At 71.9% G+C, this 26806-nt stretch carries 26 protein-coding genes; 15 read left to right on the plus strand and 11 right to left on the minus strand.

Annotated features, from left to right (window positions below; genetic code table 11):
• The first annotated feature begins 50 nt into the window (after positions 1-50).
• Positions 51-1010 (plus strand): DMT family transporter, encoded by a 960-nt coding sequence (locus ACFUNE_RS21785; RefSeq protein ID WP_383570395.1) that lies wholly within the window; start codon positions 51-53, stop codon positions 1008-1010.
• Positions 1011-1038: 28 nt separating this feature from the next.
• Here ACFUNE_RS21785 and ACFUNE_RS21790 read toward each other — a convergent pair whose 3' ends face one another.
• Entirely contained in the window at positions 1039-1734 is a 696-nt protein-coding gene (locus tag ACFUNE_RS21790; protein WP_383570398.1) for a pyridoxamine 5'-phosphate oxidase family protein, read from the minus strand.
• Positions 1735-1769: 35 nt separating this feature from the next.
• Here ACFUNE_RS21790 and ACFUNE_RS21795 point away from each other — a divergent pair, with 35 nt between their 5' ends.
• The gene (locus ACFUNE_RS21795; protein WP_383570401.1) at positions 1770-3101 is read left to right on the plus strand and encodes an aminotransferase class I/II-fold pyridoxal phosphate-dependent enzyme; all 1332 of its coding nucleotides are present in this window, start codon (positions 1770-1772) and stop codon (positions 3099-3101) included.
• On the opposite strand, the gene ACFUNE_RS21800 is transcribed toward ACFUNE_RS21795, so the two are convergent.
• Positions 3088-4086, minus strand: a complete 999-nt coding sequence (locus ACFUNE_RS21800) for a DMT family transporter (protein WP_383570405.1) — start codon at positions 4084-4086, stop codon at positions 3088-3090. The two genes, ACFUNE_RS21795 and ACFUNE_RS21800, sit on opposite strands and share 14 nt — an antisense overlap.
• Before the next feature lie 73 nt (positions 4087-4159).
• On the opposite strand from ACFUNE_RS21800, the gene ACFUNE_RS21805 reads away from it, so the two are divergent.
• Positions 4160-5077 carry a LysR family transcriptional regulator gene (locus ACFUNE_RS21805; RefSeq protein WP_383570408.1) on the plus strand — a complete coding sequence of 306 codons (918 nt, stop codon included), beginning with the start codon at positions 4160-4162 and terminating at the stop codon, positions 5075-5077.
• 119 nt (positions 5078-5196) lie between these two features.
• On the opposite strand, the gene ACFUNE_RS21810 is transcribed toward ACFUNE_RS21805, so the two are convergent.
• The 5 genes from ACFUNE_RS21810 to ACFUNE_RS21830 form a co-directional block, all read right to left on the minus strand.
• Positions 5197-6591 carry a cation:dicarboxylate symporter family transporter gene (locus ACFUNE_RS21810; RefSeq protein ID WP_383570411.1) on the minus strand — a complete coding sequence of 465 codons (1395 nt, stop codon included), beginning with the start codon at positions 6589-6591 and terminating at the stop codon, positions 5197-5199.
• 412 nt (positions 6592-7003) lie between these two features.
• Positions 7004-7474 carry a pyridoxamine 5'-phosphate oxidase family protein gene (locus ACFUNE_RS21815; protein WP_383570414.1) on the minus strand — a complete coding sequence of 157 codons (471 nt, stop codon included), beginning with the start codon at positions 7472-7474 and terminating at the stop codon, positions 7004-7006.
• Positions 7475-7576: 102 nt separating this feature from the next.
• On the minus strand, positions 7577-8029 hold the full coding sequence (locus ACFUNE_RS21820; protein ID WP_383570417.1) for a Rieske (2Fe-2S) protein: 453 nt from the start codon (positions 8027-8029) through the stop codon (positions 7577-7579).
• Between the two features lie 285 nt (positions 8030-8314).
• Positions 8315-9520, minus strand: coding sequence for a cytochrome P450 (locus tag ACFUNE_RS21825; protein ID WP_383570995.1), 1206 nt, complete (start codon positions 9518-9520; stop codon positions 8315-8317).
• A gap of 390 nt (positions 9521-9910) precedes the next feature.
• Complete coding sequence (locus ACFUNE_RS21830; protein WP_383570420.1) at positions 9911-10870, minus strand: ankyrin repeat domain-containing protein; 960 nt, start codon at positions 10868-10870, stop codon at positions 9911-9913.
• A gap of 431 nt (positions 10871-11301) precedes the next feature.
• On the opposite strand from ACFUNE_RS21830, the gene ACFUNE_RS21835 reads away from it, so the two are divergent.
• The 10 genes from ACFUNE_RS21835 to ACFUNE_RS21880 all read left to right on the plus strand — a co-directional run bounded on the left by ACFUNE_RS21835 (position 11302) and on the right by ACFUNE_RS21880 (position 21165).
• Positions 11302-12486 carry a zinc-dependent alcohol dehydrogenase gene (locus ACFUNE_RS21835; protein WP_383570423.1) on the plus strand — a complete coding sequence of 395 codons (1185 nt, stop codon included), beginning with the start codon at positions 11302-11304 and terminating at the stop codon, positions 12484-12486.
• Between the two features lie 283 nt (positions 12487-12769).
• On the plus strand, positions 12770-13225 hold the full coding sequence (locus ACFUNE_RS21840) for an SRPBCC family protein (protein WP_383570426.1): 456 nt from the start codon (positions 12770-12772) through the stop codon (positions 13223-13225).
• Positions 13226-13320: 95 nt separating this feature from the next.
• The gene (locus ACFUNE_RS21845) at positions 13321-14937 is read left to right on the plus strand and encodes a phytoene desaturase family protein (protein WP_383570998.1); all 1617 of its coding nucleotides are present in this window, start codon (positions 13321-13323) and stop codon (positions 14935-14937) included.
• Positions 14938-15080: 143 nt separating this feature from the next.
• Positions 15081-15965: a HipA family kinase gene (locus ACFUNE_RS21850; RefSeq protein WP_383570429.1), complete on the plus strand. Its 885-nt coding sequence runs from the start codon at positions 15081-15083 to the stop codon at positions 15963-15965.
• Positions 15962-16345 (plus strand): DUF3037 domain-containing protein, encoded by a 384-nt coding sequence (locus ACFUNE_RS21855; RefSeq protein ID WP_383570432.1) that lies wholly within the window; start codon positions 15962-15964, stop codon positions 16343-16345. Before ACFUNE_RS21850 ends, ACFUNE_RS21855 begins: the two co-directional genes overlap by 4 nt.
• Before the next feature lie 202 nt (positions 16346-16547).
• Entirely contained in the window at positions 16548-17309 is a 762-nt protein-coding gene (gene fabG / locus ACFUNE_RS21860) for a 3-oxoacyl-ACP reductase FabG (protein WP_329226396.1), read from the plus strand.
• A 22-nt stretch (positions 17310-17331) separates the two neighbouring features.
• Complete coding sequence (locus ACFUNE_RS21865; protein ID WP_329226395.1) at positions 17332-18087, plus strand: SDR family oxidoreductase; 756 nt, start codon at positions 17332-17334, stop codon at positions 18085-18087.
• A 117-nt stretch (positions 18088-18204) separates the two neighbouring features.
• Positions 18205-19785, plus strand: a complete 1581-nt coding sequence (locus ACFUNE_RS21870; protein ID WP_383570435.1) for an ABC transporter substrate-binding protein — start codon at positions 18205-18207, stop codon at positions 19783-19785.
• A 90-nt stretch (positions 19786-19875) separates the two neighbouring features.
• On the plus strand, positions 19876-20595 hold the full coding sequence (locus tag ACFUNE_RS21875) for a uracil-DNA glycosylase (RefSeq protein WP_383570438.1): 720 nt from the start codon (positions 19876-19878) through the stop codon (positions 20593-20595).
• Positions 20596-20703: 108 nt separating this feature from the next.
• Entirely contained in the window at positions 20704-21165 is a 462-nt protein-coding gene (locus ACFUNE_RS21880) for a hypothetical protein (protein WP_383571001.1), read from the plus strand.
• A gap of 35 nt (positions 21166-21200) precedes the next feature.
• Here ACFUNE_RS21880 and ACFUNE_RS21885 read toward each other — a convergent pair whose 3' ends face one another.
• Both ACFUNE_RS21885 and ACFUNE_RS21890 read right to left on the minus strand, forming a co-directional pair.
• The gene (locus ACFUNE_RS21885) at positions 21201-21713 is read right to left on the minus strand and encodes a DinB family protein (RefSeq protein WP_383570441.1); all 513 of its coding nucleotides are present in this window, start codon (positions 21711-21713) and stop codon (positions 21201-21203) included.
• Positions 21710-22387: a TetR/AcrR family transcriptional regulator gene (locus ACFUNE_RS21890; RefSeq protein WP_383570444.1), complete on the minus strand. Its 678-nt coding sequence runs from the start codon at positions 22385-22387 to the stop codon at positions 21710-21712. Before ACFUNE_RS21890 ends, ACFUNE_RS21885 begins: the two co-directional genes overlap by 4 nt.
• 83 nt (positions 22388-22470) lie before the next feature.
• Here ACFUNE_RS21890 and ACFUNE_RS21895 point away from each other — a divergent pair, with 83 nt between their 5' ends.
• Entirely contained in the window at positions 22471-23682 is a 1212-nt protein-coding gene (locus ACFUNE_RS21895; protein ID WP_383570447.1) for an FAD-dependent monooxygenase, read from the plus strand.
• A 33-nt stretch (positions 23683-23715) separates the two neighbouring features.
• A complete protein-coding gene (locus ACFUNE_RS21900) occupies positions 23716-24621 on the plus strand; it encodes a Gfo/Idh/MocA family protein (protein WP_383570450.1) in 906 nt (301 codons plus the stop codon).
• Here ACFUNE_RS21900 and lnt read toward each other — a convergent pair.
• Both lnt and ACFUNE_RS21910 read right to left on the minus strand, forming a co-directional pair.
• Positions 24545-26173, minus strand: a complete 1629-nt coding sequence (lnt, locus tag ACFUNE_RS21905) for an apolipoprotein N-acyltransferase (RefSeq protein ID WP_383570453.1) — start codon at positions 26171-26173, stop codon at positions 24545-24547. The two genes, ACFUNE_RS21900 and lnt, sit on opposite strands and share 77 nt — an antisense overlap.
• Positions 26174-26290: 117 nt before the next feature.
• On the minus strand, positions 26291-26761 hold the full coding sequence (locus ACFUNE_RS21910; protein WP_383570455.1) for a nuclear transport factor 2 family protein: 471 nt from the start codon (positions 26759-26761) through the stop codon (positions 26291-26293).
• Positions 26762-26806 lie beyond the last annotated feature (45 nt).

The following is a 26806-nucleotide window of genomic DNA, read 5'->3' on the forward strand; positions in this document are numbered from 1 at the left end:
CGCGGAGCCGAGCGACCACCATCCCCTTCCTTCTTCTTCCGGAGAATCGCATGTCCCACCCTGTTTCCGTGCTGCCCGCCGGGCGGAGCCTGCTCTGTCTCGTCGTCGCCGGCCTCGCCTGGGGCACGGCGGGCGCCGCGGCGTCCCTGCTCTTCCGCATCAGTGATCTCGGGCCTCTCGCGCTGTCGTTCTGGCGCTGCGCCGGTGGCCTCGTCCTGCTGGCCGGGGCACTCGCGCTGCGCCCCCGCCGTCCGCGCACCTCCACCGAGCCGCGCCGCCGCCGGCTCCTGCGCATCCTGGGGACCGGCGTCGGCCTCACCGTCTTCCAGAGCGCCTACTTCGCGGCGGTCGAGGCGACGGGACTCGCCGTCGCCACCGTGGTGACGCTGGGTGCGGGCCCCGTCCTCATCGCGGTCGGCGCGCGGCTGACGATGGGGGAGCGACTGGGCAGGGGAGGGCTGCTCGCCGTGGCGGGCGCGCTGACCGGCCTCGCCGTCCTGGTGCTCGGCGGCGAGCCGGCCCAGGTGCGCCCCGCGGGACTGCTGCTGGCGTTGCTGTCCGCGGCCGGGTACGCGGCGATCACCCTGCTGACCCGGTGGCTCGGCCGGGACGGCGCGGCGGGTGACTCCCTCTCCACCAGTGCGTGGGCCTTCGGTATCGGAGCCGTAGGACTGCTGCCCATGGCGGCGGGAGAGGGCCTCGTGCCGCACACGACCGAGACGGGCGACGTGCTGGGGCTGTTGATCTACGTGGCGGCGGTGCCGACCGCGCTCGCCTACGCGCTGTACTTCGCGGGGGCCGCGGCGGTCCGGTCCGCGACCGTGTCCGTGATCATGCTGCTGGAGCCGGTGAGTGCCGCGGTCGTCGCGGTGACCGTGCTGCACGAGCGGCTCACGGCGGCCACGGTCGTCGGGACGCTGTTCCTGCTCACCGCGGTGGCGGGCCTGGCCTTCGCCGAGACGCGGGGTGCCGCGGTGGCCCGTCGGCGCCGCGCGGCCCTGCCAGCCTGATCCGTCGCTCCGGTCCGGCATCCGCCGGTCAGAGCGAGGTGAGGTAGTCCGGCACCTGGACCGAGGGGTCCAGGTCGTCGGACGGCACCGGCGCCGCGTACTCCTGGGACACCGGGACCACGCCGGCCCAGTACGGCAGTGAGAGGTCATCCGGGTCGTCGTTCGGGCCGCCGGTGCGGATCTTGGCGGACACCTCGTCGAGGTCCAGACGGATCACCGCGGTCGCCGCCAGTTCCTTCGCGTCGGCGGGGCGCGAGTCCTTCGACCTGCCCGGGACGACCTGGTCGACGATGGCGTCGAGCGCGACGCGCCGCTCCTCCGGGTCGGTCACCGTGCGGGCGGTGCCATGGACCACCACCGAGCGGTAGTTCATCGAGTGGTGGAAAGCGGAACGGGCCAGCACCAGGCCGTCCACATGCGTCACGGTCAGGCAGACGGGGAGCCCCGGATCCGCCGCTCCCGTCTCGCGCAGCGGACGTGATCCGGTCGAGCCGTGCACGTACAGCCGTCGGCCGACCCGGCCGAAGAGCGTCGGGAGCACGACGGGCGCTCCGTCGCGGACGAAGCCCAGATGACAGAGGTAGGCCGCGTCGAGTATCGAGTGGACCGTCTCGCTGTCGTACGAGGCGCGCTCCCTGGCCCGGCTCGGGACCGTGCGCTGCGTCGGCTCGTAGGCGGTGCCCCCGGGGAGGCCGGTGCTGTCGGGCGTGGCGGTGTCCGGCATTGCGTACTCCATTGCACTAGTGCATAATATTGTTTGTGCTAGGAGAGTATCGGATCAGTGGGCGGCGTGCATCCGACATTGCCGCGAGTGTGGAGCGGGGGGTCGCCGCGGGCGATCTCGCGCCCGGCCATGTGCTGCCGCCCATGAGGGAGTTGGCGACCCACCTGGGCGTCAATCCGAACACGGTGGCCGCTGCCTACCGGACGCTTCGCGAGCGCGGGGTGATCGAGACGGCGGGGCGGCGGGGGAGCAGGGTGCGGCCCCGGCCCGCGAACACGGCGCGCGGCTCCCTCCGGGTGGAGGCTCCGCCCGGCGTGCGGGACCTGGGTGACGGCAATCCCGACCCCGCCCTGCTGCCCGGCCTGGGGGAGGCGCTCGCGGCGGCTGCCGCGGACTACGACCGCGGCCCCCGCCTCTACGGGGGCGCCGCGGTCGTCCCCCGGCTCGCGGAGCTCGCGCGGGCCGGGCTGGACGTCGACGGGGTACCCGCCGGGCCGGTGGCGGTCGCCTCCGGCTCCCTCGACGCGATCGAGCGGGTGCTCGCGGCGCACCTCAGGCCCGGGGACGCGGTCGCTGTCGAGGACCCGGGGTGGGGAGCCCTTCTGGATCTCGTTCCGGCGCTCGGCATGCGCGTCGTTCCGGTGGCCCTGGACCAGGAGGGGCCGCTGCCCGGGGAGGTGGAGCGGGCCCTGAGTGCGGGGGCCAAGGCCCTGGTGGTCACCGACCGGGCGCAGAATCCCACCGGTGCGACAGTGGGGAGCCGGAGGGCCCGGGAGCTGCGGTCCGTTCTCGCGGAGCACCCCGGCGTGCTCCTGATCGAGGACGACCACGGCCACGCCATCGTCGACCTGCCGGTGCACCCCCTCGCGGGGGTGACGGAGCGCTGGGCCTTCGTGCGGTCCGTCTCCAAGGCCTACGGACCCGACCTTCGGCTCGCCGTGCTCACCGGGGACGGACTGACCGTCGATCGTGTGACGGGGCGTCAGCAGCTGGGTCCCGGCTGGGTCAGCGGCCTGCTCCAGCTCACCGTCGCGCACCTCTGGGCGACGGGTGCCGTCGACGTGCCGGCGGTCGCCCGCTCGTACGGTGAGCGCCGGGACGCCCTCGTGCGGGCCCTCGGGGACCGGGGGATCGCGGCGTACGGACGGACGGGGATGAACGTGTGGGTCCCCGTGGGCGACGAGACCGGGGCGGTGGCCAGGCTGCTGCACGCGGGCTGGGCGGTGGCCCCCGGGGCGCGGTTCAGGATGGCATCGCCCCAGGGCGTGCGCCTGACCGTCTCGCCGCTGTCCGCGGCGGACATCGAGCCCCTGGCGGACGCCGTGGCGATGGCGGCCACGCCCGCCCGCCCGGTCAGTTACGGCTGACCCGCCCGGCTCCGGTGATGCGGCGGGACGCTCCGGTGGAACCGCGGGCCCGGCTCTGGGTGAGCGCGGCGCCCGCGAGGACCACGAGGGCGCCCACCGGCGTGTTCCAGCTCAACGGCTCGCCCAGCAGGGTCACTCCTGCGGCCGTGGCGATCACCGGGATGAAGTAGGTGACCATCTGGGCGGTCGTCGGGCCGACTTCATCGACGAGGCCGTACTGGAGCAGGACGGCGAGGCCTGTTCCGAGCGCCCCCAGGGCGACGACGGCGAGCGTGGGAATCAGCGGGAAGTGCCCGGGTGCAGTCGTGAAAGCCGGTACCACCAGTGCCAGTTGCATCGTGGCCAGCAGAAGCTGACTGCCGGTCAGGGTGAGTGTGGACGTGCCCGTGCCGGCCAGGGTGCGACGTACGTAGATCCAGCCGACGGGATAGCTGAGGGAGGCGAGCAGGGCCATCGCGGTGCCGGTCGTGTCCAGCCCCGAGAAGCCCTGCCAGGCGCCCAGCACCGTCAGCACGCCGATGAAACCGAGGCCGAGCCCGGCGACGCGGCGACGGGTCGGCCGGTCCTCGGAGAGCGCGACGAGGGAGAGGGCCATGCCCCACAGGGGCGAGGTCGCGTTGCAGATCCCGGCGAGCGTGGACGGGATGGTCAGCTCGGCGTACGCGAAGAGGGAGAACGGCAGCGCGTTCAGGAGGAATGCGGCGACGAACAGGTGTCCCCAGATCCGGACCGAGCGGGGCGGCCGTTCCCGGCGCACGGCCATCGCGACGGCGAGCACCGCCGTCCCGGACAGGAGCCGGCCGAAGGTCACCTGGAACGGGGCGTACCCGCCGGTGCCGACCTTGATCAGCAGGAAGCTGAACCCCCAGATGAGCGACAGCGCGGCGAAGCGGACGCGCCAGTCCAGGGTTCGGCGGCGCGTCGGCGGTCCGGGCGGGGAGGTGTCGGGGAGGGGCCGGCTTCTCGGTGGGGCGGGAGCGCTCATGCGGCAACCATGGCGGGAGCTATCGCGTAGAACAAGTGAAAATTCATGGAGTGGCTGGCGTAGCATTGCTTACATGTTGAATCTGGAGCGCTTGCGGACGCTGGACGCCCTCGCCCGGCACGGTTCGGTGAGCGGAGCGGCCGACGGCCTCCACGTCACCACCTCGGCCGTCTCCCAGCAGATGGCCAAGCTGGAGCGCGAGGTGGGGCAGCAGCTCCTGGCCAAGAACGGGCGAGGGGTCCGCCTCACCGACGCGGGCCGGCTGCTCGCGGACCACGCGGCGAAGATCCTCTCCCAGGTGGAGGTCGCGCAGGCGGACATCGAGGCCCAGCGGGGCCAGGTGGTGGGCGAGGTCCGGCTCGCGGCCTTTCCGACGGCCGCCCGTGGACTGTTCCCCGCCGCCCTCGCCACGCTCCGCGCCGAGCATCCCGAACTCAAAGCCCGTACGACCGAGTTGGAGCCGGAGAGCGGAATCCGGGCAGTTCTGCGAGGGGACGTCGACCTCGCCGTCGTGCTCGACTGGAGCAACAAGCGCCTGCCTGTCCCCGGCGGTCTGGCCAAGGCCGAGCTCCTCGACGACGCGCCGGACATCGCCATGCCCGCGGGCCATCCCCTCGCGGATCGGGCCGAGGTCGACATCGAGGAGTTCGCCGACGACGACTGGGTGTCCTGGCCGGAGGGTGAGTTCTGTTACGACTGGCTGATGTTCACCCTTCGGTCCAAGGGCGTCGAACCGCGGATCGCGCATCTCGCGGGTGAGCACCACACCCAACTCGCCCTGATCTCAGCAGGGTTCGGCGTCTGCGTGGCACCTCGGCTGGGGCGGGGGCCGGTTCCGGAGAATGTGCGCCTGGTGCCCGTGCGGCAGCCGATGCGCCGCCACGTCCACGCGGTGTGGCGTGCGGATGCGGACCGGAGGCCGTCGATCAGGGCCGCCGTGGAGGCCTTGCGCTCCGCGGGCCGGGCCCTGCACGCGCCGGCGCCGGGCTGAGCCCGGTCGACAGGCATGGCGGGTCGACAGGCATGGCGGGCAGGCACTCCCTGCCCGCCACGCCCTTTCCCGCGCCGGTCGCGGCGCCGGCAGGCCGGACGGTCTCAGGCACCGCTCGGTTACTTGACCGCGCCGGCGGAACCGACCGTGACACCGGTGTCGGTGTCGGTATTGGTGGCACCGGCACCGGCACCGGCATCGGCCGAAGGCTCCGGCTCGAAGGCGACCTCCCCGTCCAGCACCTTGCGCATGCGGTCCTGATCCAGGGCGCCCTCCCACTTGGACACCGCGAAGACCGCCACGCAATTGCCCAGGAGGTTGGTCGCGACACGCATCGTGTCCATGATGCGGTCCACCCCGAGGAGGAGGGCCACGGCGCCGGCGGGGATCACTCCGAGCGCCGATGCCGTGGCGGAGAGGGCGAGGAACGCCGAACCGGGCACACCCGCCATTCCCTTGCTCGTCAGCATCAGTACGACGACCACCGTCACCTGCTGGCCGAGCGTCAGGTCGACGCCCACGGCCTGGGCGATGAACAGGGTGCCGATGGAGAGGTAGATCGACGCTCCGTCGAGGTTGAACGAGTATCCCGTCGGCAGGACGAGGCCGACGGCATCCTCACGGCACCCGGCCTGGCGCAGCTTCTGCATCATGCGGGGCATCACCGCCTCGCTGGACGCGGTGCCCAGGGCCAGCAGCATCTCCTCGCGGGTGTAGCGCACGAACTTCCACAGGCTGACCCCCGTGAACGCCTTCAGGGCCAGGCCGAGGAGGACCAGGAACACGAGGGCCACGGCGTAGCAGACGGCGATGAGCTTGCCGTACGTCGACAGTGCGCCCAGCCCGTACTCCCCGACCAGGTGAGCGGTCGCGCCGAAGACGGCCAGTGGGGCGAGCTTCATGACGAAGCCGACCACGGCGAAGACGACCTCCTGGGCCTGCTCGATCGCGGGCAGGATCGCAGGCACCTTGGCCTGGCCCAGGTGGAGCAGGGCCGCACCCACCAGGCAGGCGAGGACGAGCACCTGCAGCAGGGAGTTCTCCGCGAACGCGCCCACGGCGCTGTCCGGAAGGGAGTGGAGGATGAACTCCGAGGTCGACGGCAACGAGCCGCCGCCGGTCTTCTCGTCCACGGCAGACGCGTCGAGCGACGCCGGGTCCACGTTCATCCCGCTGCCCGGCGACACGAGGTTGCCCGCCAGCAGGCCGACGGCGAGAGCGATGGTGGTAGCGACCTCGAACCAGATGAGCGCCTTGAGGCCGATGCGGCCGAACGCCTTGAGGTCGCCCGCCTTGGCGATGCCGGCGATCACCACGCAGAAGACGAGCGGGGCGATCATGGCCTTGATCAATCGGACGAACCCGTCGCCGAGGGGCTGCACGGCTGATCCCACTTGGGGCCACAGCCGTCCGACGGCTATTCCCAGCAACAGGGCGAGAGCGACTTGCGCGAACAGTGACGTGCGGAGGAAACGGGCGATGCGTCGGGCCAGTGACGGGCTGGCGTCCGGCATGGGAGCACTCTCCAGACTGGAATAATTCCACAATGTGGAATGCAACTTCCGTGAACTGCCCGCCACTATGACCGCTCGCGCCCTGCAGCGGAAGGTACATGCGGATACGTAGATCCTTTTTGGTGATAGCTACAAGGTGCGTCGGCTGCAGGGCGCGACGGCGGAGTGCGCGCGGAGCCTGGCCGGGCGGCCGCACGGCCTCGCTCGGGGCGCGGCTCCGGGCCGCCTCGCTCGGACGCCTGATCGACGCGTGTGGCGCATGCCGGTGCGCAGCTGTCAGCGGGATGCCGAGGTGGACCGCTGATCACAGGGCGCCGCGTTCATGGCCAAGGCGCGGCGCTCACTTCGGGAATTCGCAAGGCCTCGACGGCGGACGGCCGTTCTTCGGCCGTCCGCCGTCCGCCGTCGTGCGTCAGTGCGGTCCGGGCAGCTTCCGGAAGTCCCAGGACCTGACGGCTCGTGGCGTGAGCCGGAGCCACCCGTGCCGTTCGTCGTGCGGCAGGGAGTCCAGGCCGAAGTACTTCGACGCGAACATCCTCTCCGGCGTCTCCAGTTCGGCACAGGCGCGGCCGATGCGCGGGACCTCGCCGACGAAGGACACCTCGCCGGACAGCTCCACACCGCGCAGCTCGCCGTATTCCACCCCGTCATCAACCACCACGGCGACCCTCGGGTCGCGCCGGAGCTGTGCCCAGCGCAGACTCCGGGTGAGGGAGTAGAGCCAGAGGGAGGCGCCGTCCCAGACGAACCACAGGGCGGCGACGTGGGGCATGCCGTCGGGGGAGACCGTGGCCACCCGGCAGGTGCGCTGTTCCGCGAGGTAGGCGTCCCGTTCCGCCTCCGTCATCATGATCCGACGGCCACGGCGCTGGGCAACGGTCACGGGACGCCTTCCTGAGGTTGGGCCGGTTCCGGGAATCATGGAGGGGCATCCGTGATCACGCAATGGCCCGGCCGGCATCCCGAGCCGGAGTTCGGGCCCAGGTCACGCCAGGGTGATCGAGCCGCCCTCCACCCGGATCTGCTTCTCCGGCAGCGGCATCGTCGCCGGTCCGCCCGTCGCCTCGCCGGTTGCGGCGTCGAACGTGCTGTTGTGGCAGGGGCAGGTGATGACGCCGTCGGCTATCCCCTTCACCGCGCAGCCCTGATGGGTGCACTTCGACGAGAACGCCTTGAACTCACCGGCCGTCGGCTGCGTCACCACCACCCCCTGATCGGCGAGGACCACCCCTCCGCCCTCCGGGATGTCGGCGGTCCGGGCGAGAACGGTGCCGCCGTTCGCGCCGTCCCCCTCCCCGGCCGGTTCGACCGTTCCCGAACCGCCGGAGTCCTTCGACCCGCCGCCGCACGCGGTGAGGACGGCAGCCAGTCCTGTCGCACCGGCTGCGACGACGGTGCGGCGCCCCAAGTGGGCCCGGATCTCCTGCGATGCGCTCATGCCGGCATTCCCTTCATCGGATACGAGACGTCAGGTGAGGATGACATCAGGTGGGGGTACGGATCCGCGCGGCCGGGCGTTCAGCGGCGGGGCGAGTCGTTCCGGACAGCCGGGGCCGGCAGAGGCCTGAGTCGGAGGCGTCGGCCCTTGCGCGGGGACCGGCGTCGTCGGGATGCGGGCCGTCCCTGCTGTCGTAGGCGGCCCGCCAGGGCATGACCGTGTTCCGGGGCGGCGCGGGCGGCCGGTACGGGTGATGCCGCACCGGCCGCCGAGCGGCACACTCCGTCAGCCGTGCAGCCGCACCGGCAGGGCCTGCACACTGTTGCCCACGAAGGATGCGTGGCGCGGGAGTTCGGCGTCGGGGACGGCGAGATCGAGGTCCGGGAAGCGCGCGAACAACTGCGAGAGTGCGGCGGTGCTCTCCATCCGGGCCAGCGGAGCGCCCAGGCAGTAGTGAGCGCCGTGGCCGAGCGAGAGGTGCCGGGCCCCGCCGTCCCGGGTGATGTCGAAGCGGTCGGCCTCGGGGCCGTGGGCCTTCCTGTCGCGGCCCGCAGCGGAGTAACCGGCCAGCACCGGCGTGCCCTTGGGGATCACGGTGCCGTCGAGTGTCAGGTCGCGGGTCGGGTAGCGGAACGGGAAGAAGCTGACGGGGCTGTCCCAGCGCAGCGTCTCCTCCACCACGTCGGCCCAGCTCGCCTCGCCCGAACGGACGAGGTCGAGCTGGTCCCGGTGGGTGCAGAGAGCGCGTACGGCGTTGGTGATCAGATTGAGCGTCGTCTCGTGACCGGCGATGATCGTGAGCATCAGCGTGCCGATCAGCTCGTGCGGGCCGAGCCGGTCGCCGTCCGCCTCGCGGGCCGCGATCAGGGCGCTGACGAGATCGTCGCCCGGCTCCTCCGCCCTGGCGGCGGCGACCGCGCCGAGCACCTCGACCATCTCCCGGTTGGCCGCCATGGCCTCGGCCGGGCCGATGTCAGTGGCCACGATGCGGTTGGACAGGTGGTGCAAGCGGTCGTGGTGTGCGGCGTCGACGCCCAGCAGTTCGCAGATGACTCCCATCGGCAGGGGCAGCGCGAAGTGCGTACGCAGGTCGACGACACCGTCGCCCGCGGTGGAGGCGGAGTCGAGGCCGTCCAGGAGCGAGGCGGTCAACGCCTCGATGCGTGGCCGCAGTTCCTCCACCCGGCGCGGGGTGAACGCCTTGCTGACCAAGGATCGGAGCCGCCGGTGGTCCGCCCCGTCGGCGGTGGTCATCCCCTGCACCGTGGCGAACGTCCTGAGCGGCCAGCCCTCGGCGATCTCGCCCGCCTGGAGCGCTGCGAAGTGCTGCGCGTCCTTGGCGACGTCAGGGTGTGCGAGGAACTCTCTGAGCGCGTCGTGGCCCAGAACCGCCATGCCCTCCACCTCGCCGGGAAGGACCACCGGGGCGACGGCACCCTGGGACAACAGGCGGGCGTTCGCCGCGTGCGGACAGCCGCCGGACGGGTCCATCCGGTGCGGCCGGCCGGGGGAGGAGTTCACCGGTGAGGTAGGCAACTGGGCTCCAGATCGAAGGGCGGGCAAGGGGGTGCGGAGTACGCCGCCCCGTGGTGCGTCATCCCGGCCTCCTGGACCGGCCGACTCCACCTGACAGCACCGAACGGTCCTGGCCGCGACACCACGGCGGCCGCGAACCGACGGCCCGGTGGGCCACGGTCACGGAAGCCGCTTGAAGCTCGCGTCGAACTCCCCTGCGAAGAAGAGGACATGGGAAGCCTAGACCAGTGGGTCCGGCCTGACCCGCGATCGACGAAGTCCCTGTTGCGACAGGCGTAGGGCATCGGCTGCCGTGTCGACGACGAGGCGCGCCCTGGCGGCTCCTGACGTGGGGACACGGGGCCGTCAATGCTCCCAGTAGTCACGCGGCGGCAGTACCACCCAGGCATCGGGCGGCCCGACGACGGGGCGCGCACCGGTGAGCCGCAGGCCCGCGTAGGCACACGCGAACCCCACCGCGGTGCGGCGGTACAGATAGGAGGCGAGGACGTGTTCGGGGGTGTCGTCCCGGCCCGGGGCCCCGCCCGGATGGAGGTCCCAGCCCTCGATGTTCCCGTCGCGGGCGACGCGGCCCTGGTTGCCGCTCTTGGGGTTGGAGTACAGGCCGTAGCAGACGGTGCCGGAGGACAGCCGGGACAGTACGCCCGGCGTCGACGGCGCGTACCCCCACGGCTGCGTGACGACACAACCGCCCGGCACGGTCGTCACGCCGACGATCCGCGCGCTCTCGTCCGTGTCGTACGCGTACGGATCGTCGAGCAGTCCCTCAAGACCCTCGCCGTCGGCAGGTGCCGCCTCCAGGCGGCGTATCGCCTCCGCGGCGTCGATTCCAGCCCCGCAGGCCAGGCCCGTGCCCTCGTAGTAGATGTCTCCCAGCGCGGCGACGAGCCGGCCGCCCTCCTCCGCGGCCACACGCTCCGCCTCGCTCAGGCCGTGCTCGCCCCCACGTGTCGCGAACAGGTCGGGTTGGGGCCCGGCCAGGCTGAGCCGCCCCGGTGACCACCCGCCGATCAAGGGGCGCCACGGGTCCGCGCCCGCGGCCTCCAAGGCGCGCGCGTTCTCCGGCCGGTCGGACAGGACGGCTTCCCAGAGTGCGGTCGTCCCGTTCTCGAGCGCGTCCACGTCCGCGACGCGGCGAGCCAGCTCCGTGACCACCTCCGGTGAGCCGATGCACGCTGCCCGGTGCAAGGGCAGCCCTCCACGCCGGCTCTCCGGATCGGCGCCCCGGTCAAGCCGCCGACGGATGTCGTCGTGGTCCCGCCGGGTCCAGTCCACGCCGGTCCAGCCGTCCCCACCGTGTCGCACTGTGTCTCCTCCCGAACCGGCGCGGCTGTCCGCCCACCGCCCCCTGTCCACACCATCGCAGGCACCTCTGACACCGCCCTGCGTCAGCCGTAGCCGTCCTTCGGTCCGGTCCTGTCGTGGGGACGCCGAAATGCGTCGAGCCGAGAACAGCGGGACATTGAAAGATGTCGCCGGTCGCGACGACCGGAGCGCGGGCGGCCGGGGAGTGCCGCGAAGGGTTCACCGCAGTGACGCTCCGCGGTCCACCGGGCGGATCAGGTCCGCGCCGTACGCATGCGGTGCGCCCGCCGAAGCTCCGGCCCGCCGTTCCCGGCGGTCCGTACGGGACGCACGTGAGGACGGGGCGTGCGACCGGGTTCGCTCCGGTCACGGAGTCACAAGAAGTGCGTCCGCCCGCACCGTTCGAAGTGTCTCGCGAAAAGGAGTCACACATGCGCGCACTGACCTGGCACGGCAAGAGGGATGTCAGGGTGGAGACCGTTCCCGATCCCCGGATCGAGGACCCGACGGACGTCATCGTCAGAATCACGTCCACCGGCATCTGCGGCTCGGACCTGCATCTGTACGAGGTCCTCGGCCCCTTTCTCGACCCCGGGGACATCCTCGGCCACGAGCCCATGGGCATCGTGGAGGAGATCGGGCCCCAGGTGACCGCACTCGCCCCCGGGGACCGGGTCGTCATCCCCTTCAACATCTCGTGCGGGCACTGCTACATGTGTGACCGTGGGCTGCACTCCCAGTGCGAGACGACGCAGGTGCGTGAGCGCGGGATGGGCGCGTCTCTCTTCGGCTACACCAAGCTGTACGGACAGGTGCCCGGCGGACAGGCCCAGTTCCTGCGGGTTCCCTTCGGGAACAGTCTGCCGATCAAGGTTCCGCACGGTCCGGCGGACGACCGGTACGTCTACCTCTCCGACGTCCTGCCCACCGCCTGGCAGGCCGTCGCGTACGCGGCGGTCCCGCCCGGCGGCACGGTGACCGTCCTGGGTCTCGGACCGATCGGCGCGATGGCGGCACGGATCGCCCGGCACCGGGGTGCGGGCCTCGTGGTGGGGGTCGACCTCGTGCCCGAACGGCTCTCCCGCGCCGCCGCGGACGGGGTGACATGCCTCGACCTGCGTCGGCACGGCAAGGACCTGGGCGATGCCATCCGCGATCTCACCGACGGTCGCGGCACCGACGCGGTGATCGACGCGGTCGGCATGGAGGCACACGGCGCCCCCGTGGCCAAGGCCGCGCACACAGCCGTGGGGTTCCTGCCCGACGCCGTGGGGGAGCGACTCATGGAAACCGTGGGCGTGGACCGCCTGGCCGCCTTCCGGGCAGCCGTCGACGTGGTGCGCAGGGGCGGCACGGTCTCGGTGTCCGGCGTGTACGGAGGCGCTGCCGACCCCCTGCCGATGCTGACCATGTTCGACAAGCAGATCCAGCTCAGGATGGGACAGGCGAACGTCAGGCGCTGGGTCGACGACATCCTCCCGCTCCTCACCGACGACGACCCCCTGGGCGTCGATGCCTTCGCCACGCACAGGCTGCCGCTCGAAGAGGGGCCGCAGGCGTACAAGACCTTCCAGGACAAGCGGGACGGCATGATCAAGACTCTGCTGGTGCCCTGAACCGGCGAGGGATCCGTGCGGCCGGCGAAGAGCGCCGCCTTCCGGCATGCCGGGCAGCGCCGACCGGGCGGCCGGAACGTGCCGCGGAGGTCCGTGCGGACCACCCGTCCCGCAGCGTGCCGGAGGTCCGGCGCCCCGGGTGGTACGGGGGCCGGTGGCTTCACGGGGTCCGTACCCGGCCGGGTGACCAGCAGGCGGCGGATCCCTCGGATGCTTGCGAGAGTGGGTGGGCCGGTGCCGCCGGGTACCGGCCCGGGGAGTCATGGCGAGGTCTGGAGGACCGGTGGCCGCACGACACCGATTGGTCAGAGGCAGCGCGGAGGACGTCTGGGCGGTTCTCGCGGACGGCACGCGTTACGGCGACTGGGTGGTGGGCACGTCGGAGTCGCGGCCGGAGGAGGGCGTGTGGCCGGAGGTGGGCTCGGCCATCACGTACACGGTCCGTCTTGGGCGGTGGTCCGCGGCGGGAAGCACCGTCGTCCGGCGTTGCGAGGCCCCGCACGTGCTGGAGTTGGAGGCGGACAGCGGCCGGCTCGGCACCGCCCGCATCGCCCTGGAGGTCCGGCCGTGGGGCGAGGACGCCTTGGTGACCATCGACGAACATCCCTTGCGCGGACCGGCCGGGAAGCTCCACAACACCGTGGCGGACACGCTGATCCAGCTGCGCCACCGCAGCATGCTCGCCCGATTGGCGGACACCGTGGAGAAGCCCCCGAAGAACGGGCACCGCACGGCCTGACCGCGGACCACCGCGGCGGTGCGGCACGGCGCTCCGCCGCGGTGCACGGCAGCGTAGCCGGGGGCCCGGAACGGTGAGAACACGTGGAGGAACTGATGCCGGACGCGGTGGTGATCGGCGCGGGGCCCAACGGCCTCGTCGCGGCGAACCTTCTGGCTGCTGCGGGATGGAGCGTGGAGGTGCTGGAGGAGCAGCCGGAGCCGGGTGGTGCGGTCCGCAGCGACCGCGGTGTCCATCCCGACTACGTGAGCGACCTCTTCAGCGCCTTCTACCCGCTGGCAGCGGCCTCTCCGATCCTCGGCGGGCTCGGACTGCAGGAGGAGGGGCTCGCATGGAGTCGCGCCCCGCGGGTGCTGGCGCATCCGCTGCCCGACGGCCGGTGCGCGGTCATCGAACAGGGGGCTGAGGACACGGCGGCGGGGCTGGACACCTTCGCGGGGGGCGACGGGGACGCGTGGCTCGATCTGTGCGGCACATGGAGTCGCCTGGGCCCCGACATCCTGCGTGCCCTGTTCACCCCCTTCCCGCCGGTTCGCCCCGCTGTCCGGCTCGCTGCCAGGCTCCGGACCTCCGGCGGCCTCCGGCTGGCACGGACGATGGTGCTGCCGGTGCGTCGTCTGGGGGAGGAGGAGTTCCGCGGCGAGGGCGGCGGGCTCCTGCTCGCGGGCAATGCGCTGCATGCCGACCTCGGCCCCGAGGCAGCGGGGAGCGGAGGCTACGGATGGCTCATGTCCATGCTCGCGCAGTCCTACGGCTTCCCGGTGCCGGTGGGGGGAGCCGGTGCGCTGACGGCGGCCCTGGTCCGCCGGCTGGAACGGCACGGTGGAGTGGTCCGCTGCGGAGAGCGCGTGAGCGAGGTCGTCGTACGCGGCGGTCGTGCCGTCGGTGTACGCACCGCGGGGGGTGAGGCCGTGCCGGCCTCCCGCGCCGTGCTCGCCGACGTGTCGGCGCCGGCGCTGTACGGCGGACTGGTCGACGCCCGGCACCTTCCCGGCCGCCTGCTGAGTGACCTGCGCCGGTTCCAGTGGGACTTCGCGACGTTCAAGGTCGACTGGGCCTTGAGAGGGGCAGTGCCCTGGACCGCCCCGGAGGCGTCCACGGCGGGGACGGTGCACCTGGCCGACGGGGTCGACGGCCTCACCCGGTTCGCCGCGCAGATCGCGACCGGCCAAGTGCCCGACCGGCCCTTTCTCCTCTTCGGGCAGATGACCACCGCGGACGCCACGCGCTCACCGGCCGGCACGGAGTCGGCCTGGGCCTACACCCACGTGCCGCACCGGATCAAGGGGGACGCGGGCGAGGACGGTCTGACAGGACGCTGGGACCGGCGGGAGCAGGAGGCGATGGCCGACCGGATGGAGGACGAAGTCGAACGCTGGGCGCCGGGCTTCCGGTCCCGCGTCATCTCCCGCCGCCTTCTCCCGCCGCCCGCCATCGAGTCCATGGACGCGAACCTGTCCGGCGGGGCGATCAACGGCGGCACCGCCGCCGCCCACCAGCAGCTCGTGTTCCGTCCGACCCCGGGCACCGGGCGGCCCGAGACGCCGGTGAAGGGCCTGTACCTCGCCTCGGCCTCCGCGCACCCCGGCGGCGGCGTCCACGGCGCCCCCGGAGCCAACGCCGCACGCGCCGCGCTGCGCGGCGGCAGCCCGTACCGGCTGCGCGTGCCGGGCATGCCGTGGGCCGTCCGCGCGGGAGGGAACAGCGATTGAGGTCCCGCCGACGTGGGCGGCGTCGGTGATCGTCCGGAATCTCCGCGTGGCTCCGGGCCCGTCACGGGGGTGGCCACCTGATCCCCATGGCCCCCACCCCCGGCCGTGGATCTTCAAGCAGCCGCGCCGTATAGCCTGGGGAAATGCTGACAGAAGTCACCGCGACCCGCTATGTCACGCCCCTGCGCGAGGGTGGATCGCTGCCCGGGATCGTCGAGGCCGACGACCTGGGCACGTACGTCATGAAGTTCACCGGAGCGGGGCAGGGGCGCAAGACCCTGGTCGCCGAGGTCATCTGCGGGGAGCTCGGCCGGAGGCTGGGGCTGCGGGTGCCGGAGCTGGTGACGATCCAGCTGGACCCCGTCATCGGTCTCGCCGAGCCCGACCAAGAGGTGCAGGAGCTCCTCAAGGCCAGTGCGGGGCTGAACCTCGGGATGGACTACCTCCCCGGTTCGCTCGGGTTCGACCCGCTCGCCTACGAGGTCGGCGCGGCGGAGGCCGGGAAGGTCGTCTGGTTCGACGCGCTGATCAACAACGTGGACCGGTCGTGGCGGAACCCCAACATGCTGGTCTGGCACGGCGAGCCCTGGCTGATCGACCACGGGGCCACCATGATCTGGCACCACAACTGGCCGGGCGCACAGGCCTCCGCGGCGAAGCCGTACAACGCCTCCGACCACGTCCTCGAGCCCTTCGGGCCGGACATCGCCTCCGCGGCGGCCGAACTCGCCCCGCTGGTCACGGAGGCACTGCTGACCGAGGTGGTGGCGGAGGTGCCCGACGAGTGGCTGGCGGGCGAACCGGGGTTCGAGGACACGGACCGACTGCGCCGGGCCTACGTGGAGCCGCTGCTGGCGCGCGCCGGGAGCATCCACGAGCGCATCGTGATGGAAGGGCCCACGAAGAACCGGCCCTCCCAGGCCCCCGGATGGCTCACCGAGCGCCTGGCCCCCTGGCCGCACCCCACCAAGAAGGACCGCGACGCGCAGGCGGGCGCCGGACGAGACAGCAAGGACGGCAGTCGATGAGCAAGCGCGATGTCTTCGAGTACGCGGTCCTGCGCGTCGTCCCCCGCGTCGAGCGCGGTGAGTGCTTCAACGCGGGCGTGCTGGTCTACTGCCGGGCGAAGTCCTTCGTCGCGGCGCGCACACATCTGGACGAGCACAAGCTCAAGGCGCTGGACCCGCAGGCCGACGTACTCGGCGTGCAGGCCGCCCTGCGGGCGGTCGAAGGGGTCTGCGGTGGCGGTGAGGCGGCGGGCCAGGCCGCCGGGGACGACGCGGGCCGGCGGTTCCGCTGGCTGATCGCGCCACGGTCCACGGTGGTCCAGCCGGGCGTCGTGCACAGCGGTCTGACCCTGGACCCGGCCGCCGAGGTGGAGCGGCTGCTCGACCTGCTGGTGCGCTGACTCCGGTGGCGGAGCCGCCGCCCGGAAGGTACCGCGCGGCAGCTCCGTCGGGTGTGACATGCGCCCGTGCACCCGTGGGCCGTTGACACCGGGTGCCAGGGCTTCTAGCGTCTCGTCTGCTGAAGGTACTAAGCGGTTGCTCAGTTATCGGGAACTTCCTGACGTCCGCTGAGCCGCGATCCAAGGGCGAGGAGAACCAAGCATGTCCACCACCGAGCAGCGCGTCGCCATCGTGACGGGAGCGGCACGGGGCATCGGCGCCGCCACCGCCGTACGCCTGGCGGCCGAGGGCCGCGCCGTCGCCGTACTCGACCTCGACGAGGCGGCGTGCAAGGACACGGTCGAGAAGATCACAACCGCCGGGGGCAAGGCCCTCGCCGTCGGCTGCGATGTGTCGGACAGCGCCCAGGTGGAAGCCGCCGTCGCGCGGGTCGCCGCCGAGCTCGGCGCCCCGACGATCCTCGTCAACAACGCGGGTGTGCTCCGCGACAACCTGCTCTTCAAGATGAGCGAGTCCGACTGGGACCTCGTGATGAACGTCCACCTCAAGGGTGCGTTCCTGATGGCCAAGGCCGTCCAGTCGCACATGGTGGAGGCCAAGTTCGGCCGCATCGTCTCGCTCTCGTCCTCCTCGGCACTGGGCAACCGCGGCCAGGCGAACTACTCCGCGGTCAAGGCCGGTCTCCAGGGCTTCACGAAGACCCTCGCCAAGGAGCTCGGCAAGTTCGGCGTGACCGCCAACGCCGTCGCCCCCGGTTTCATCGTCACCGAGATGACCGCCCAGACGGCGGCGCGGGTCGGCATGGGCTTCGAGGAGTTCCAGGCCGCCGCGGCGACGCAGATCCCGGTGCAGCGCGTGGGGCGCCCCGAGGACATCGCCAACGCGATCGCCTTCTTCACCGGCGAGGACGCGGGCTTCGTGTCCGGGCAGGTCATGTACGTCGCCGGCGGACCGCTCAACTGATCCCGGAAGGGCAACGGACACCATGACTGTGCAGGACAGTGGCAAGGTCGCGCTCATCACGGGCGCGAGCCGGGGCATCGGCTACGGCATCGCCGAGGCGCTCGTCGCCCGGGGTGACCGCGTCGTCATCACAGGCCGCGGCGAGGACGCCCTGAAGGAGGCCGTCGAGAAGCTCGGCGCCGACCGGGCCGTCGGTATCGCGGGCAAGGCGCACGACGAGGCGCACCAGGCCGCGGCCGTCGAGCGCGCGATGGAGGCGTTCGGCCGGGTCGACTACCTGGTCAACAACGCAGGCACCAATCCCGTCTTCGGGCCGATGGCCGAGCTCGACCTCAACGTGGCCCGCAAGGTCTACGAGACCAATGTGATCTCGGCGCTCGGGTTCGCCCAGCAGACCTGGAAGGCGTGGCAGCGGGAGAACGGCGGGGCGATCGTCAACATCGCCTCGGTAGCGGGTGTCTCCGCGTCGCCGTTCATCGGTGCCTACGGCATGAGCAAGGCCGCCATGGTCAACCTGACCCTCCAGCTGGCGCACGAGTTCGCGCCGGTGGTGCGGGTCAACGCGATCGCGCCCGCCGTGGTGAAGACCAAGTTCGCGGAGGCGCTGTACGAGGGCCGGGAGGCCGAGGCCGCGGCCGCTTACCCGCTGGGCCGGCTCGGTGTCCCGCAGGACATCGGCGGTGCGGCGGCGTTCCTCACGTCGGCGCAGTCCGACTGGGTCACGGGCCAGACCCTCGTGGTCGACGGCGGTATCTTCCTGAACGCCGGCGTGGCCTGAGAGGGACTGCGCCAGTTTGGCCCTGATTGACGCAAGTGCCTCGCCGGGCCAGCGGATTGTCCCGGCGAGGCGCTGCGGTATGGTCTGCCGACCCAAGGCTGATCGAGGAGCGTGCACGTGTTCTACCGGGCCAGTCTGCAGACAGTTGCAGCCCTTGCTTCCCTTTCTCTGCTGACCGGCTGCGGCCTGCTGTCCGACAGCAGTTCGGAAACGGACCAGAAGATATCCGTCGGAACGACGAGCTCGCCCTCGACCCTGGATCCGGCCGCCGCGTGGGACGGCTCCTGGGAGCTGATGAGGAACGTCTTCCAGACCCTGGTGAGCTTCCCGACCGGCAGCACCAGCCCCGAGCCCGACGCGGCTCAGGAATGCCGGTTCACCGACGCCACGAGCATGGCCTACCGGTGCACCCTGCGATCCGGCCTCAAGTTCTCCAACGGCGAGAAGATCGACGCCGAGGCCGTGAAGTACTCCATCGACCGGATCACGAAGATCAAGGTCAAGGGCGGTCCGGCCGGCCTCCTCGGGGCCCTCGACCGGGTCGAGACCAAGGGCGACGACACGGTCATCTTCCACCTCGCCAAGGCGGACGCGACCTTCCCGTTCATCCTGGCCACCCCCGCGATGTCGATCGTTCCCCCCGGTGAGTACCCGGCGGACAGCATCCGCGACGACGGGAAGGTCACCGGTTCCGGTCCGTACGTCCTGGACTCGTACGAGCAGGGCAAGAAGGCCGAGCTGACGAAGAACCCCAGCTACAAGGGGTTCGCGGACCGGAAGAACACCGCGGTCACGATCCGGTACTTCGACGACTCCGCCCCCATGGTGGCGGCGCTGAAGAAGAAGGAGATCGACGCCACCTACCGAGGCCTGACCGCCGAGGAGGTCATCGGGCTCGAGGACAACAAGAAGGACAACGACGGCCTGCAGATCGTCGAGTCCGTCGGCGCCGACATCCGCTTCCTCGTCTTCAACCCCCAGGACCCGGCCGCGGGGAAGCTCGCGGTCCGGCAGGCCATCGCCCAGGTGGTGAACCGTGACGCCCTCGTCGCCAAGGTCTACCGGGGCACCGCCGAGCCGCTCTACTCCATGGTCCCCAAGGGCATCGCCGGTCACGCCACCAGCTTCTTCGACTCCTTCGGCGACCCGGATGTCGCCAAGGCGAGGACGATCCTCTCCGACGCGGGAATCACCGCGCCCGTCAAGATGACCTTCTGGTACACGACGGACCGCTACGGCTCCTCCACCGCGCCCGAGTTCGCCGAGCTCAAGCGCCAGCTCGAGGCGTCCGGCCTGTTCCGGATCACGCTGAAGAGCGCGCCGTGGAAGTCCTTCCAGGAGGGCTTCACCCAGGGCGAGTACCCGGTCTTCGGACGCGGCTGGTTCCCCGACTTCCCGGACCCGGACAACTTCATCGCCCCCTTCGTGGGCCAGGAGAGCGTCACCGGCACCCCTTACCTGACCAACGAGATCACCCAGGAGCTGCTGCCGTCCTCCCGCAAGGAGAGCGACCGCGGCGCCGTCTCCGAGCAGTTCAAGCGGGCCCAGGAGATCCTCGTCAAGGACGTGCGGCTGCTGCCCCTGTGGCAGGGCAAGCTCTACGTGGCGGCCGGTGAGGACATCGGCGGCGGCGAGCGCGCGCTCGACCCGCAGACGGTCATGCAGATGTGGGAGCTGTACCGCAAGACCAGCTGGTAGGAGGGCGGCGGCAGGCTCGGCGGGTCCTTTGTCAGTGGCCCCCGGTAGGTTCTGCGGTGAAGAACCGAACGCTTACCGGAGGTTGTGCACGTGACCGACACCGACCTGCTGCCCGAGTCCTGGCGCGGCGTCCTCGGCGAAGAGCTGCGGAAGCCCTACTTCAAGGAGCTCACCGACTTCGTCGAGGAGGAGCGGGCCAGGGGGCCGGTGTATCCGCCGCGCGATCAGGTCTTCGCCGCGCTGGAGGCCACGCCGTACGACCGGGTGAAGGTCCTCGTCCTCGGCCAGGACCCCTACCACGGCGAGGGCCAGGGACACGGCCTGTGCTTCTCGGTCAGGCCGGGCGTCAGGACTCCCCCCTCCCTGCGCAACATCTACAAGGAGATGAACGACGAGCTCGGGCTGCCGGTCCCGGACAACGGGTATCTGATGCCGTGGGCCGAGCAGGGCGTCCTCCTGCTCAACGCGGTGCTCACGGTCCGCGGCGGCGAGGCGAATTCGCACAAGGCCAAGGGCTGGGAGAAGGTCACCGACGCGGTGATCCGCGCGGTGGCCGAGCGGCCGGACCCGGCGGTCTTCGTCCTCTGGGGCAACTACGCCCAGAAGAAGATCCCGCTGATCGACCAGGACCGCCACGTCGTGGTCAAGGGCGCGCACCCGTCCCCGCTCTCCGCCAAGAAGTGGTTCGGCTCCCGTCCCTTCACCCAGATCGACGAGGCCGTCGCCGCGCAGGGCCACGAGCCCATCGACTGGCGGATCCCGGACCTGGGCCGGGAGGTTGCACGGCCGGCGGCCGGGGCCCGCGCCTGAGCCGGATTGCCGGTGGCTGCGGCTAGCGTCGGAGCCACCGGAACAGGCCGGACGTTGATCAGGGAGACCTCTGACGTGGAGCAGCGGGAAGTGCCGGGGGATGTCGTCATGACCAGGATCGGCCAGGCGATCATGCTGCTCCACGCGGGGGACCGGGAAGAGGCCAGGAACCGGTTCGGGACCATCTGGTCGGAAATCGGGGAGTCCGGCGAAGCCCTGCACCGCTGCACCCTCGCGCACTACATGGCGGACACCCAGGACGACCCCGGGGACGAACTCGCCTGGGACCTGAGGGCGCTGACTGCTGCGGAAAGCGTGACCGGGGAACCGGTCACGGACCCGGCCACCGAGCACCGGGACGCCGGTGCGGTGCGGGCCTTCTTCCCCTCGCTGCATCTGAATCTGGCGGCGGACTACCTGAAGCTGCACCGCTTCGGTGCGGCGCGCATCCATCTGGACCGGGCCTGGGACGCCGTCGGGGTGCTGGAGGGCGACGGGTACGGCGGCGCGGTCCGCGCCGGAATCAGGCGGATGGAACAGCGCCTGCGGAGGAGCGCGGCAGGGGAGTGACCCGCGCGGCCCCCCCCCCCGCAGGGCGCCGTCGGTCACTCGCCGGTGGCGCCGTCGATCCGCTCCCGTACGAGGTCGGCGTGCCCGTTGTGCCGGGCGTACTCCTCGATCATGTGCGTGTAGATCCAGCGGAGGCTGAAGGGCTTGCCCGTACTGCCCACACCGACGGACGGGCTGTCGAGGTCGAACTTCGCGGCGTTGGCCCGGGCGTGGCCGATCTCCGCCAGCCAGGTGGTCCTGGCCTCCTCCCAGGTGTCCGCCTCGGTGAGATGGAACTCCCCGTCCGGGTCCTCGTCCGTCCCGTAGATCGGCGGCATCTCCTCACCGGTGAGCACCTCGCGGAACCAGCCGCGCTCGTTCTCGGCGAGGTGCCGTACGAGACCGAGCAGGGTGAATTCCGACGGGGGCACGGACGCCTCCCGCAGCTGGGCGTCGGTCAGGCCCTCGCACTTCATCGCCAGGGTCGCGCGGTGGTAGTCGAGCCACCCCTCCAGCATCTGCCGCTCGGCTGCGTCGACCGCGGGTTCGGACCGTTCTTCTGTAGTCATCGGGCCATCCTGGCGCAACCATGATCGCCGGGGCCACCGTTTCGGTCTCCGGGCCGGCCGCTGCCGAGCATCCCGCGCAGCAGCTCGCCGCAGCCGCTGCGCAGTGCCTCCTCGGTCGGTACGGCCCCGTGGTACGAACCCGCGGCGCAGGCGAACATCATCCCCTCCGCCCAGGCCACGACCGACAGCGCGTGTCGCTTGGGCTCGGCTGATCCGGCCGCGGTCATCAGTGCCACCAGTGGTTCACGGAAGCGTTCGCCCGCGCTGTCGTAGAACACCCGCAGGCCGGGCCGGCGGGTGGCCTCCAGGGCCAGTTCGTAGCGGCAGACCAGGAGCTGGGTGCTGCCGGTCAGATACCGGTGCAGGGCGCGCGCCAGTCCTTCGGCGACCCGGGCGGGGTCACCGCTCGCGAGCCACTCGCCGGGGGTGAGCACCCGCGCCTCCAGCTCGGCGAGCCGGCGCACGGCCGCTTCCAGCAGCGCCTCCCGGGTGCGTGCGTGGTTGGACGTCGAGCCCTGGGGGAGCCCTGCCCGCTCGTCCACCGCCCGATGGGTGAGGCCCCGCATCCCGCGCTCGGCGAGTAGGGCGAGCGCGGCGTCGGCGATCAGATCGGCGCGGGAGGGGGGCGGCGGCCCCGGTGAGGGCGTGTGCGCGGGTGCGGGACGTGTGGGCATGGAGCCAATCTACCGCTCGAACTACACCTGTAGTACGGTGGTGCCCACGTACTACAGGTGTAGTTCCGGGGAGGGGTTCAGTCATGACGGCGTCCCGAGCAGTGGTCATCGGCAGCGGAATCGGCGGACTCACGGCCGCGGTGGCCCTGTACCGGACCGGGTGGGAGGTCACCGTCCTCGAGCGCTCGGCCTCGCTGGAACCCATCGGCGCGGGCATCAGCCTCGCGCCCAACTCCCAGCGCGCCCTCGACGTGATCGGGCTCGGCGACGCGGTCAGGGACCTCGCCGCCTGGCAGGGGGACGGAGGCATGCGTACGCCGTCGGGCCGCTGGCTGGCCCGCACCGACAGCGCCGCGGCGGCCGAGCGGTTCGGGGGGCCGCTCGTCCTGCTGCCCCGCTCGGCGCTCGTCGACCTCCTCCGCGCCGGACTCCCCGGGTCGGCGGTGCACACGGCCAGTCCCGCCCGACTCGTGGATCCGGGCCGTGCGGGTGGACGCCGGGCGGTGGTCAGGACACCCTCCGGAGACATCGAGGCGGACCTGGTGGTCGGCGCCGACGGCATCCGCTCGGGAGTCCGCGCCGTGCTCTTCCCCCGTCACCCCGGGCCGTCGTACAGCGGATTCACCACGTGGCGTGTGCTCGCCCCCGCTCCCGACAGCCCGTTCACCTCTCACGAGACATGGGGCCGGGGCGCGCTGTGGGGCAGCCACCCGATGAAGGACGGCCGGATCTACGCCTACGCCGCCGCCACGGCCCCGGCCGGAGCACGGGCCGCCGACGACGAGAAGGCCGAACTGCTGCGCAGGTTCGGCGACTGGCACCACCCGGTGCCGGGCATCATCGACTCCGTCGAGCCCGGCCAGGTCCTGCGCCATGACGTGCACCAGATGACCGTTCCCCTGCCGGCCTTCCACGGCGGCCGCGCCGTGCTCGTCGGCGACGCCGCGCACGCCATGGCGCCGACCTTGGGCCAGGGCGGCAACCAGGCCATCGAGGACGCGGTCGTGCTCGCCCACCACATGGCGCCGCACGCGGATCAGGAGGTGGCGCCGGCCGCCTACAGTGCGGAACGGCAGCCCCGCACCACCGCCGTCGTCCGGAAGGCGGCGCGGATCTCCCGGATGATGCAGCTCTCGGCCACCCCGGCCGTCGCCCTCCGCGCAGGCCTGATGGCCGCGGCCTCCCGCCTCGGCCCGGGGCTCGTCCTGCGCACGTTCGACGGCATCGCCGACTGGCAGCCGCCACAGCGCACGTATGCTGCCGGGACCAGGGAAGGGCAGCGGACACGGCCCTGACAAGGCCCTGGTCAAGGCGACAGGGAGAACCACGTGAAGGTCGGCTGCATCGGACTCGGCGACATCGCGCAGAAGGCGTATCTGCCGGTACTGACGACCCTGCCCGGCGTGGAGCTGCATCTGCAGACCCGCACCCCGGCCACGCTGGCTGCCGTCGCCGCGGCCCACCGGATCCCCGAGGCGCAGTGCCACGAGGATCTGGGCCCGCTCCTGGCCCAGGGCCTGGACGCCGCCTTCGTGCACGCGCCGACCGCCGCGCACGCGGAGATCGTGGGGCGCCTGCTCGAAGCGGGCGTCCCCACCTACGTGGACAAGCCGCTCGCCTACGAACTCGCCGATTCCGAGCGGCTGGTGGCCCTCGCCGAGGAGCGCGGTGTCACTCTCACGGTCGGCTTCAACCGCAGGCTCGCCCCGTCGTACGCGCAGTGCGCGGAGCACCCGCGGGAGCTGATCCTCATGCAGAAGAACCGGGTGGGGCTGCCCGAGGACCCGCGCACCATGGTCCTCGACGACTTCATCCACGTCGTCGACACCCTGCGCTTCCTGGTCCCCGGGCCGGTGTCGAACATCGTCGTGCGCGCACGGATCGCCGACGGGCTGATGCATCACGTGGTGCTCCAGCTGTCCGGCGACGGATTCACCGCCATCGGCATGATGAACCGGCTCAACGGGTCGACCGAGGAAATCCTCGAGGTCTCGGGGCAGGACAGCAAGCGGCAGGTGCTCAACCTCGCGGACGTCGTCGACCACAAGGGCCAGCCGACGCTGCGGCGGCGCGGCGACTGGGTCCCGGTCGCCCGCCAGCGCGGGATCGAACAGAGCGTGCTGTCCTTCCTGGACGCGGTCCGGGCGGGAGAGGTGCTCAGTGCCCGGGACGCTCTGGAGACCCACCGACTGTGCGAGAGGGTCGTCCGGGACGCGTCGGAGCAGGCGTCCTGAGGGTGCGCAGGCCCGCGGCGCCGAAGAAGACCGCCAGCACGGCCAGAGCGCCGTACACCGGCCAGGCGCCCAGCCGGACGTAGAGGGTGGTGCCACGGGCGAGCGGCACGTCGAAGACGGCCGCCTCACTCGCGTCGGTTCCGAGTGGCGCTCCCACCCGTTCGCCCCGAGGGCCGTACACCGCGCTGACGCCCGTGAGCGTGGCGTGCACCATCGGGCGGCCCGACTCGGCCGCCCGCAGCGCCCCCAGCGAGGCGTGCTGCTCGGGGGCCCAGCTGTGCTGGAACGTCGAGGTGGACGACTGGGCGACGAGCACCTGGGCACCGTCCTTCGCCAGGTGCCTGCTCATGTCGGGGAACGCCGACTCGAAGCAGACCAGGGGGCCCACCCGCAGTCCGTCCGGCAGATCCATCACCACCGGGCTGCTGCCCCGCAGCCGGTCCTCACCCGCGGCCTTGCCCACCGAGGTCGCCCATCCGAGCAGCGCGCGGGCCGGGACGTACTCACCGAACGGCACCAGGCGCATCTTGTCGTAGCGGTCACCGGTCGGGCCGTCCGGCCCCACCAGGACCGCCGACTTGTAGATTCCGGAGCGGTCGGGACCGTCCGTGCGCCGGGCGTCCATGTTGACCAGCACATCGGCTCCGACCAGACGCGAGAGAGCGGTGATCCGGTCCGCCGTCCGAGGGCTCCGCGACAGATCCACGACCACGCTGCTCTCGCCCCACACGACCAGGTCCACGTCCTGGCCGGCCAGGTCGCGGGTCAGCTCCTCGCTGCGCGCGAAGCGGCGTTCGATGCTTCCCGGGCCTTCGACCACACCGGGCTGCACGACGGCGACGCGGACCGACCCGGTCTCCTCGGGCCGCGGCGCCCACACCGCTGCCGCTCCCGTGCCCACCGCCCCCACGACCACGCACACGGCCGCCGCCCGGCGAGCCGCCGGTACGCCGATCAGCAGCGCCACCAGGGTGTTCACGGCCACCACACCCAGGCTGACGAGCCATACGCCCCCGACGGAGGCGCTGCGCAGTGCGAGCGGGACGTTCCACTGGCTGGCGCCCAGCAGCCCCCAGGGACCGCCGAGCCCTTCCCACGAGCGGACGAGCTCGATCACCAGCCATCCGGAGGGCACCACGGCGACCGCGGCGACGGAACGCCGCACGGACGGTGAGCCGCCGAGCAGCCGGGCCACCAGGAGGCCCCAGGGTGCCCACAGGAGTCCGAGGAGCGCGGCGAGCAGGAGGATGAACACGTGCAGGCTCGGCATCAGCCAGTGGTGCACGGCGAGCATGAAGCCCGTACCGCCGAGCCAGCCGTCGACGGCCGCACGCCGCGCCGTGCCCGCCGAGCGGATCAGCAGCAGCCAGGGGACCAGGGCGACATACGCGAACCACCAGAGCGACGGGGCGGGAAACGCCAGAGCCGGCAGCGCACCCGCGCACAGAGCTGCGGCGCCGCGCCCGGTCCGGGAACGCAGCAGCCGTTCGGGCGGCCGGGCACCGCGCTCACCGGCCGCACCGCCCCGAATCCGTCCGCCCCGCATCGGCATGCATGTCCTCCTCGCCGGTCGTCCGCCTGATCCCAGTGTGGTCCAGAAGATCAGGAGCGCACACGGGGCGTGCCGTGGCCACCGGACGCGACGCGCGCCTACCCGGCCGGCGCGAGATCATCCGCCGCCCGTGGGCACGCACCGCCACATCTCGTGGACCGTGACCGACCGGATCCGCCAGCCCGCGTCCGTACGCCGCAGCTCGAATGCGTACCGGCCGCCGGTCAGGACGGCCGGGGCGGTCCCGCCTTCCACGGCCACCGCCGGGCCCAACGGGCTGAAGTAGTCGGCCCGCAGCCGCGCGTGGTCCCCCGGGTAGCCGCCGAGGTCCTCCAGGTCGAGCCGCCGGTTGACGATCAGATGCTGGCGGACCGGGAAGAGCCGCAGGCTCTCCGCGAGCCACCGCACGCCCGCGGCGGCGGGTTCCTCGGCCCCGCCCGCACCACGATGGTCGGCACGCCCGTCGGGGGTGAAGAGGGCGGCACAGTCCTCCCACGCACCGTCGTCCACCGCCACGGCGTAATCGGTGATCACTGCATCGATGGAGAGCCGGTCCATCACCGTCGCGAGAGCCACGCGCTGTGTCATCGCCCAAGTCTCGGCCAGTGGAAGCGGCACGCCAAGGGCCGCGCA

Origin of the sequence: Streptomyces sp. NPDC057287 (assembly GCF_042667905.1) — a bacterium.
In the GTDB taxonomy this organism is placed as follows: Bacteria; Actinomycetota; Actinomycetes; order Streptomycetales; family Streptomycetaceae; genus Streptomyces.

Bases quoted from the DNA above. Each gene is read 5' to 3' on its own strand.
- ACFUNE_RS21785 (WP_383570395.1), top strand. From the start codon at position 51: ATGTCCCACCCTGTTTCCGTGCTGCCCGCCGGGCGGAGCCTGCTCTGT.
- ACFUNE_RS21790 (WP_383570398.1), bottom strand. From the start codon at position 1,734: ATGCCGGACACCGCCACGCCCGACAGCACCGGCCTCCCCGGGGGCACC.
- ACFUNE_RS21800 (WP_383570405.1), bottom strand. From the start codon at position 4,086: ATGAGCGCTCCCGCCCCACCGAGAAGCCGGCCCCTCCCCGACACCTCC.
- ACFUNE_RS21805 (WP_383570408.1), top strand. From the start codon at position 4,160: ATGTTGAATCTGGAGCGCTTGCGGACGCTGGACGCCCTCGCCCGGCAC.
- ACFUNE_RS21810 (WP_383570411.1), bottom strand. From the start codon at position 6,591: ATGCCGGACGCCAGCCCGTCACTGGCCCGACGCATCGCCCGTTTCCTC.
- ACFUNE_RS21820 (WP_383570417.1), bottom strand. From the start codon at position 8,029: ATGAGCGCATCGCAGGAGATCCGGGCCCACTTGGGGCGCCGCACCGTC.
- ACFUNE_RS21825 (WP_383570995.1), bottom strand. From the start codon at position 9,520: ATGGACCCGTCCGGCGGCTGTCCGCACGCGGCGAACGCCCGCCTGTTG.
- ACFUNE_RS21835 (WP_383570423.1), top strand. From the start codon at position 11,302: ATGCGCGCACTGACCTGGCACGGCAAGAGGGATGTCAGGGTGGAGACC.
- ACFUNE_RS21845 (WP_383570998.1), top strand. From the start codon at position 13,321: ATGCCGGACGCGGTGGTGATCGGCGCGGGGCCCAACGGCCTCGTCGCG.
- ACFUNE_RS21850 (WP_383570429.1), top strand. From the start codon at position 15,081: ATGCTGACAGAAGTCACCGCGACCCGCTATGTCACGCCCCTGCGCGAG.
- ACFUNE_RS21855 (WP_383570432.1), top strand. From the start codon at position 15,962: ATGAGCAAGCGCGATGTCTTCGAGTACGCGGTCCTGCGCGTCGTCCCC.
- fabG (WP_329226396.1), top strand. From the start codon at position 16,548: ATGTCCACCACCGAGCAGCGCGTCGCCATCGTGACGGGAGCGGCACGG.
- ACFUNE_RS21865 (WP_329226395.1), top strand. From the start codon at position 17,332: ATGACTGTGCAGGACAGTGGCAAGGTCGCGCTCATCACGGGCGCGAGC.
- ACFUNE_RS21880 (WP_383571001.1), top strand. From the start codon at position 20,704: ATGACCAGGATCGGCCAGGCGATCATGCTGCTCCACGCGGGGGACCGG.
- ACFUNE_RS21885 (WP_383570441.1), bottom strand. From the start codon at position 21,713: ATGACTACAGAAGAACGGTCCGAACCCGCGGTCGACGCAGCCGAGCGG.
- ACFUNE_RS21890 (WP_383570444.1), bottom strand. From the start codon at position 22,387: ATGCCCACACGTCCCGCACCCGCGCACACGCCCTCACCGGGGCCGCCG.
- ACFUNE_RS21895 (WP_383570447.1), top strand. From the start codon at position 22,471: ATGACGGCGTCCCGAGCAGTGGTCATCGGCAGCGGAATCGGCGGACTC.
- lnt (WP_383570453.1), bottom strand. From the start codon at position 26,173: ATGCCGATGCGGGGCGGACGGATTCGGGGCGGTGCGGCCGGTGAGCGC.
- ACFUNE_RS21910 (WP_383570455.1), bottom strand. From the start codon at position 26,761: ATGACACAGCGCGTGGCTCTCGCGACGGTGATGGACCGGCTCTCCATC.